Consider the following 7,645-nt stretch of genomic DNA (forward strand, 5'->3'; position numbering starts at 1 on the left):
ATTGTCTTATTGGCCGAAACAATCTCAACCACAAGTTATTTTAAATTACCTTTACTACTTGTGTAAATATAGTATAAAATCTCTTGTAACTCATTATTATTGATAAAAAATCAAATAACTTAACACAATTTTAATTATTTTCTTTCATTTCTTGCATCACTGTATTTATAGACTTTAAAATTAGCCCCTTGTCTCTTATAGCAACAATATAATGAATTTGATATAATTTTTCATATTTTCTTATTAATGGTTCTATTTCTGGAGTCATTTGGATCATTAATGTAGGAATAATAGCTATATGTGTCATATCTTTGTTAAAAGTAATATAAACATCTCCTGGTAAACAATTGATATGACTATCTTTTACTTTTTCATAAATATCTGTTTCTATAACTTTTGATTCTAATGTTTTAATTTGAATATGTAATTTATATATATACTGTTTAGTAAATGTACTATCTCTTAATTCTTTATAAAATTCCATATTTTGTATAGTTGCTAAAGCAATTTGTTTCTTTTTTAACATTTTATATATTGTATAATGTTCTAGATTTTGTTCCATAAATCTAATTATATAATTGAACATAAATATAATGAATGCAAATAAGAGGACAAAAAATACTATATTAATAATATCTTTTATAAATAATAAGTAAGCTCCTATTAAAAAAACAATGGCAAAAAGAAGAAGACATATCATTATTTTATTTATTTTTTGTTGAATATAAATATACATATATGATAAAAGCAAGCATATGCTTGCTTATAAACCTGCTTTCTCTAATAATTCTAAGAAATCCTCTACAGGTCTTGTTGGTACAACTTGACATGGAAGTTTCCCATTTCTATATTTTGCTATTTTTCTATATGTAACAGCATCCTCCTTTGTTGCAGCAACAAAACCATTAACCATTACATAATCTGTATTTAATACAGGAGCTTGATTTCCAATATTCACTTCTTCTACTTCTATACCTTTTTCTAAGAGTTGTAAACAATCACTAGCAAATTTACAAATCACAAACTTTGTTTCATTTGGATTTTTTTTATCATATTCAATTAATTCATTTATGCTGAAAACTAAAACTTTTGATCCTTGTGCGGCCATAGGTAATACCATTTTTTGAATAGGATCTTTTGCTACATCATCATTGCATACAATAATTGCATCGGCTCCTATATTATTTTTCCATGCAGCTGCTACTTGACCATGAATTAATCTATTATCAATTCTAATATGTTTTATCATTATTTTTTCACTCCTAATAAATCATTTAAACAATTTATACCCATTTTTCCATCATTCAAAACCATTTCTATATCAATTGTTTGTCCTTGTCTTGCAGACATAATAGAAATAAGCATTCCCAAATTCATACCTGTTAAAACAACTACATTGTCACTAATAACATAAGCTGATTGATTACACGGAGTTCCTCCTAATATATCTGCTAAAATAATAACGCCTTCACCAGAGTCTAAAGCTTTTATTTTTTCTATCATTAATTGCCTAAATTGTTCTGGATTATCCTCTTTTTTTAAACACAAATAATCTAGTTGTTTTAAATTTCCAAAGAAAAGAGAAATAGAATCAACCATACCCTTTGCCATTTCTCCATGGCTAATTAATAAAATACCTTTCATAAATCTTTATACCATAATACCTGTTGCCCCTAAAATAAATGTTATAACTGCAATAATAAGAATAACTTTTACAGGAGTCATTTTTTTCTTCTTTAATAGATAAAAACATAATCCAACAAATAAAATAGGTAAAATATAAGGTAATAGAGAATCTAAAGATTCTTGCAATTTGAACGCTTGTTCTACTACTTCACCTGTATTAGGATCGGTAATCGCTTTTGTCATTTCAAACCCTAATTGTAGTCTTGATCCCAAGATACTAGGTATAAATCCACCAATAACCGTTAAACCTAAGACACTAGCTAATTCTTGTAATTTATCAAACGAAAATGCACTTTTCATATTATTTAATAGATTTAAAGATTGCTTATATCCAATATTAAATGCAGGCCATCTTGCTAAAAAGCATGCTACCATAGGTAATGTCACCATTAAAATAGATAACCAATTTCCTTCAGCAGCCATTCCAGCACCTATCAAACTTACTAAAGGTTTTACAAGGACTCCTTGAATTGTGTCTCCAACACTTGCCATTGGACCCATCAAAGCAACTTTAATGCTATCTGCTGTATCACTTTGTCCATTTTCTTCTAATGCACAAGCAATTCCACATATTGCTGCTGATCCAGCAGGATGACAATTATAAAATTGTGCATGTCTCAATAAATGTTGACATTGTTCTTCTTCAGTCTCATACAATTCCTTAATAACTGGAACCATACCAAAAGCAAATCCACTACCTTGCATTTTTTCATAATTCATACACCATTGTAGTGCCCAATTATGTCTTCTTCTTGTTCTATGTAATGCTTCCTTTGAAATCGTCCTAGTCTCCATTAGTTATACCTTCTTTCTTTCCCATATTAATATACATATAACCAAATGCTGCTCCTAAAATAGCTAATCCTAATACTGGCACATTAGCAAATGAGAACAAGGCATATCCAATAACCATAAATGGCCAATACTTCTTTAAATCCATGTAAGATAACAATAAAGCAAACCCAATAGCTGGTAATGCACCTCCAACAACTTGCAAACCATTAGAGAACCATTGAGCAGAAGCTGCAAAATCAGAAATAATAGTTAAATAATCACTTAACATAACACCAATAAAAATTGGTAAAGCATTAGCAATCATCCATGGAATAATTCCCATAACATGAAAACGTTCAAAAGCTTTAATATTATTAACTTTTAAAGCATTTTCTGCTTTATGTAAGAAGAATGTATTTAAAGTTCTTCCTAAAATATTTAGTTGCATAACAAATAAACTTAAAGATGTAGCAACTAACAACCCAACATTATAATCTCCTGTCTTACTAGCAGATACAACACCTAAAACAGCTCCAATCTGATAATCTGGTGTTGTTGCTCCTCCGAAATTATAAAAACCTAAATTCATTAATGTACATACTGAACCAACCTGGAATCCTAATTCAACATCTCCAACAACTAGTCCAGTAAATACACCACAGACCAATGGACAGTAAATACCGAATTCTGACCAATAATCAAATGTCATTATCATGGCAAATAATGTCAAGATAATAGCGAGTGTCAATGTACTCATATGTTTTTCCTCCTCTATGTTTTATATATACATTATTATATTATTATATATACATATATGTCAATAATTTTATTATAAATTATTTTATTGTAAAACAAAAGGCATCATTATGATGCCTTCTATAAGTTATTTAATTCTGGTTTCTTCTATTTCGTATGCGTATTTATTACCTATATATATGGCAATACAATATTCTAAAGGTATATTATTCTTTGTATATGTAACATGATCATGTTTCAATAATGCTGTATTTTCTTCAATTTCTAAATTGCTTGACAAGTAATCATCAGATAATATTGCAGTAATTTTTGATTTTGTTTTAATTCTAGGAAGATCTAATGTATCAAAGTAATCATAAAGTGATCCAAATAAAACGGAAACATCAAAAGATGGTACTAATTTTGCTGGAATATATGACGTCATAATTGCTATAGGTTCATTATCTGCAGACCTTACTTTCACAAAATACTGTATTTTTTCATTTTTATCCAGTTCTAAATAACTTGCGATAATAGGAACATCTTTAGAATTAAGTATTTTATATTCTATTAACTTAGATCCGGGTACTCTATGTTGAGACTCCATGTATTTACTAAAACTTCCTACAGTTTTATAATCAGCAAAAAACAGAGCCTGTTTAACAAATGAACCTTTTCCTGGTATCTTATCTATAATACCTTCAGCAGCTAATCTTGAAATTGCTTTATTAACAGTTAAACGGCTAACATTAAATTTTTCTGCCAATTGAAATTCAGTTTCTAATTGATCTCCATTCTTTAACTTTCCATCACTAATTAAATCTTTTATATATTCTTCTACAAGAATATATTTTGCCTTTTTCTTCATTCTATCACCAAGTAATATTTTACATACAATGTCAAATATTGTAAAGTTTTTTTCTTATGTTATTAACAAATATCTTATTTTTTTATTGACATTTGTATATACAATTAATTATAATGTATTTATAAAGGAAAGGAGAAAAATTATGAAAGAAAAAAAATGGGATATGTATACTTATATTCTAGAATCAAAACAAGCTGTTAGAGATATCGTTAATCAACAGGAAGATATTTTTAATACAACTGTTGATTATATTCTCAATAAAAAAATTGATCAAATATATATTATTGGATCAGGAACATCTTATCATGCTGCTGTTGCAGCAAAACCTATTATTGAAAAAGTGTTAGGAATAAAAGTTTTTCAATCTTATCCAATTGATTTTAAAGATGAATTAATTTTTAATAAAAATACTTTGGTCATTGGTATTTCTCATGCTGGAATGTCTGCTTCTACTATTGCTGGATTAGATAAAGCTAGAAATGAAGGATTTGCTACTATTGCTGTAACTGCAGAAAAAGATACACCAATTTTAAAACATGCTGATCAACAGTTATTTATTGAAATGCCAATTGAGTATGCAGGTCCAAAAACAAAAGGATACATTTGTTCAATTGTTACTTTGGTCATTTTAGGATTAAAAGTTGCTTTAAAGCAAAATCGAATATCTCAAGATATTTATGATGATTATATTAAACGCATGCTAAAGAGTTCTGACAATATACCTCTTATTGCTGAGAAAGCACAAGAGTGGTATCAAAATAATAAACAAGACTTTTTAAAATGTAGACGTTTATATATTATTGGATATGAGAACTGTATATCTGCAATGTTAGAAGGAACATTAAAAATATCTGAATCTGTTAGATATAGTACACAATGTTATGAATTAGAAGAATTTATGCATGGTATTTATCATTGTATTGATCAAGATACTTATATGTTTTATTTAGGATCTGGTGGACAATATTTTAATAGAGCAATTCAACTAAAAAGATACTTTGAAGAAGAACGAAATGCACATTGTTTTTTAATTTCTAATGAAAATAATAATAAAAAAGATTTTTATTTTCCATTTACAAATGACAAAGATTTTACGGTTATGGAATATGTTGTTCCTCTTCAGGTTTTTGCTAGAAGTTGTTCTGCTGATCTAGGAATTGATGCTAATATACCTAGTGATCCTGATTTCCATAAAAAAATGCAAAGTTATATTTACGATAAATAATCTCCCTTAGATGTTGTTGAAAAAGTACTTTGATAGGTGCTTTTTCTTTTATGTGAAAAGGAGGTGATTGTATTGATTTTAAAAAAATACTTTGGTCATAAGACATTTTATAAACATACTGGAATGGTTATGCTCCCTATCGCTATTCAATCTGTTTTAACAAGTGTTAGTGGTTTTATTGATACAATCATGGCTTCCCAAATTGATTGTGTTTCTGCGATAGGCACAGCCTTACAAATTGATGCCTTAATGCAAGGTATTGCTTTTGGTATTGCCGCAGGAATTAACATTTTTATCATTCAATACTATGGTGCTAATGATATAAAAAAGATGAGAAAAAGTTTTGGATTAAGTTTAATAAGCGTTTTTCTCAATGCTTTATTTTGGATATTGCTTGTTTTCATTTTTAATAGATATTTATTAGCAATTTTCATTCAAGATCAAAAAGTTATTAGTGATGCTTTTGAATATATACAAGTCGCTTGTTTTTCTTATATATTAACTTCACTTATACTTAGTTTTACTTTTGCCTATCATAGTGTCCAAAAAACTTATATTCCTTTAGTTATTAGTGCTATAACAATGATTTTACATATTTTATTTAATATCTTATTTATGTTTATATTTCATTTTGGAATTAAGGGTGCAGCAATAAGTTTACTATTAAGTCAAATTATTAGTTTTATACTTTACTTTTTTTATTCAGTTATTTCTCATCAACCTTTTATTGGTACTTTTTTTGAGACTTTTAATATTCCTTTTTCTTTTATTAAAAAAGTTTATATAAAAGTCTTCCCTTTAATTATTAATGAAACATTATTTAGTATAGGAAATAGTTTATTTATTGTTGCGTATAGTTTATTGGGTAAAAATGTTATGGATTGTTATTATATAGGTAACCAAATTGTTAATATGTTTTATACGGTTGTTAATGCAATGAGCGACGCCTCTACTTCTATGATAGGACTTGAATTAGGAAAAGAAAATTTTGACTATGCTGAAAAAGAAGTTCATTATTTTTTTGGAATAACAAGTATATTATCTTTTGCTATTATTATTGCTCTATTAATATTTGCACCACAAATTACAAACTTATTTGAATTAAAGCCTTCACAACAAATTTATCTTGCTACATCAATTGTAAGAGTTCTTTCTATCAGAATTGCTTTTAGATTATTTAATGTCATTATATTTTCAGCATTAAGAGCTGGTGGTGATTCCAAATATTTAACTTTTTTAGATTCTTTTATTTTATGGGGAGTTGGTTTAACGTCTACCTTCATTATGATTTGTTTGTTAAATATATCTGATATAGTTGTTGTTATATTGATTAGTCAAATTGAACAATTATTAAGATTAATACTTGGAATGAAAAGATTAAAAACAAAAAAATGGTTACATGCTCTTGTTTAAATAAAAAAGGAAAGGATGATTTTATTATGAAAAAATTACTATGTGCTTCTATGATGTGTGCTCATTTTGGTAACCTTGAAGAAGAAATAAAATTATTAGAAAAAAGTGGTATAGATATTTTCCATTTAGATATTATGGATGGAATATTTGTTCCTAATTTTGGAATGGGGCTTCAAGATGTAGAATATATTTGCCAGCATGCAAACATACCTTGTGATGTTCATCTTATGATTAGTCACCCTTACAATTATGTAGAAAAATTTATTGAACTAGGTGCAGATATCATATATATTCATCCAGAATCTGATAAACATGCTTGCCGAACACTTCAAAAAATCAAAGATCTTGGGGCTTTAGCAGGAATTGCTATTAATCCTGAAACTTCTTTTGAAACTGTTAAAAATATTCTTTATCTGTGTGATTATGTTTTAATTATGAATGTAAGTCCCGGTTTTGCAGGTCAAAAATATTTAGAATTTATAACATCTAAATCTCAAAAATTTATTCAAGAAGCAAAAAATTATCAAGGATACAAAGTTATAGTCGATGGTGCTTGTTCTATTGATAAAATAAAAATGTTATCTCATTTAGGAATTGATGGTTTTGTTTTAGGAACAGGTGCATTGTTTAATAAAAAAGAATCGTACAAAACTATTTGTGAGAATATTCGAAACTTATGATAAGTATAAATTTTAAAGAGTGCTTTTATTCGTTTTTTGTTACTTTTTTATGAAACTCAGTTTTTAGCTGAAATAATCTATTTGATATAATAATAATTCAAAGATACATTTTTCTGTTTTATTTCCCGTAGGAACGATATATAACAGAAAACAAATATAAAAAAATCATCATTTATTCAAAAAAGTGGGAGTTTCCCACTTTTGCATTTCCTGAGTATTTAAAATAATCTGATATTTTAGTTTTAAACAAAAATAGTATTGGTA

General features: G+C 27.3%; 9 protein-coding genes. 3 read left to right on the plus strand and 6 right to left on the minus strand.

Translation table 11 applies throughout. The features are described from left to right. Positions 1-130: 130 nt before the first annotated feature. The 6 genes from DW911_RS10640 to DW911_RS10665 all read right to left on the minus strand — a co-directional run bounded on the left by DW911_RS10640 (position 131) and on the right by DW911_RS10665 (position 4,063). Positions 131-562, minus strand: coding sequence for a hypothetical protein (locus DW911_RS10640; RefSeq protein WP_147338514.1), 432 nt, complete (start codon positions 560-562; stop codon positions 131-133). Positions 563-763: 201 nt separating this feature from the next. Beyond that, positions 764-1,249, minus strand: a complete 486-nt coding sequence (locus DW911_RS10645; protein WP_199589209.1) for a PTS system mannose/fructose/N-acetylgalactosamine-transporter subunit IIB — start codon at positions 1,247-1,249, stop codon at positions 764-766. Then, complete coding sequence (locus DW911_RS10650) at positions 1,249-1,644, minus strand: PTS sugar transporter subunit IIA (protein WP_117788924.1); 396 nt, start codon at positions 1,642-1,644, stop codon at positions 1,249-1,251. The genes DW911_RS10645 and DW911_RS10650 overlap by 1 nt, the downstream gene beginning before the upstream one ends. Before the next feature lie 6 nt (positions 1,645-1,650). Beyond that, complete coding sequence (locus DW911_RS10655; protein WP_117788923.1) at positions 1,651-2,481, minus strand: PTS system mannose/fructose/sorbose family transporter subunit IID; 831 nt, start codon at positions 2,479-2,481, stop codon at positions 1,651-1,653. Continuing rightward, the gene (locus DW911_RS10660; RefSeq protein WP_117788922.1) at positions 2,471-3,217 is read right to left on the minus strand and encodes a PTS mannose/fructose/sorbose/N-acetylgalactosamine transporter subunit IIC; all 747 of its coding nucleotides are present in this window, start codon (positions 3,215-3,217) and stop codon (positions 2,471-2,473) included. Before DW911_RS10660 ends, DW911_RS10655 begins: the two co-directional genes overlap by 11 nt. Positions 3,218-3,343: 126 nt before the next feature. Beyond that, positions 3,344-4,063, minus strand: a complete 720-nt coding sequence (locus tag DW911_RS10665; protein ID WP_117788921.1) for a GntR family transcriptional regulator — start codon at positions 4,061-4,063, stop codon at positions 3,344-3,346. 142 nt (positions 4,064-4,205) lie between these two features. Here DW911_RS10665 and DW911_RS10670 point away from each other — a divergent pair, with 142 nt between their 5' ends. The 3 genes from DW911_RS10670 (at position 4,206) to DW911_RS10680 (ending at position 7,381) form a co-directional block, all read left to right on the plus strand. Further along, positions 4,206-5,288 (plus strand): SIS domain-containing protein, encoded by a 1,083-nt coding sequence (locus tag DW911_RS10670; protein WP_117788920.1) that lies wholly within the window; start codon positions 4,206-4,208, stop codon positions 5,286-5,288. A gap of 72 nt (positions 5,289-5,360) precedes the next feature. Next, entirely contained in the window at positions 5,361-6,701 is a 1,341-nt protein-coding gene (locus DW911_RS10675; protein WP_117788919.1) for an MATE family efflux transporter, read from the plus strand. 26 nt (positions 6,702-6,727) lie between these two features. Then, complete coding sequence (locus tag DW911_RS10680) at positions 6,728-7,381, plus strand: ribulose-phosphate 3-epimerase (RefSeq protein WP_117788918.1); 654 nt, start codon at positions 6,728-6,730, stop codon at positions 7,379-7,381. Positions 7,382-7,645 lie beyond the last annotated feature (264 nt).

This window comes from Erysipelatoclostridium sp. AM42-17 (assembly GCF_003480255.1).
Classification (GTDB): Bacteria; Bacillota_I; Bacilli_A; order Erysipelotrichales; family Coprobacillaceae; genus Faecalibacillus.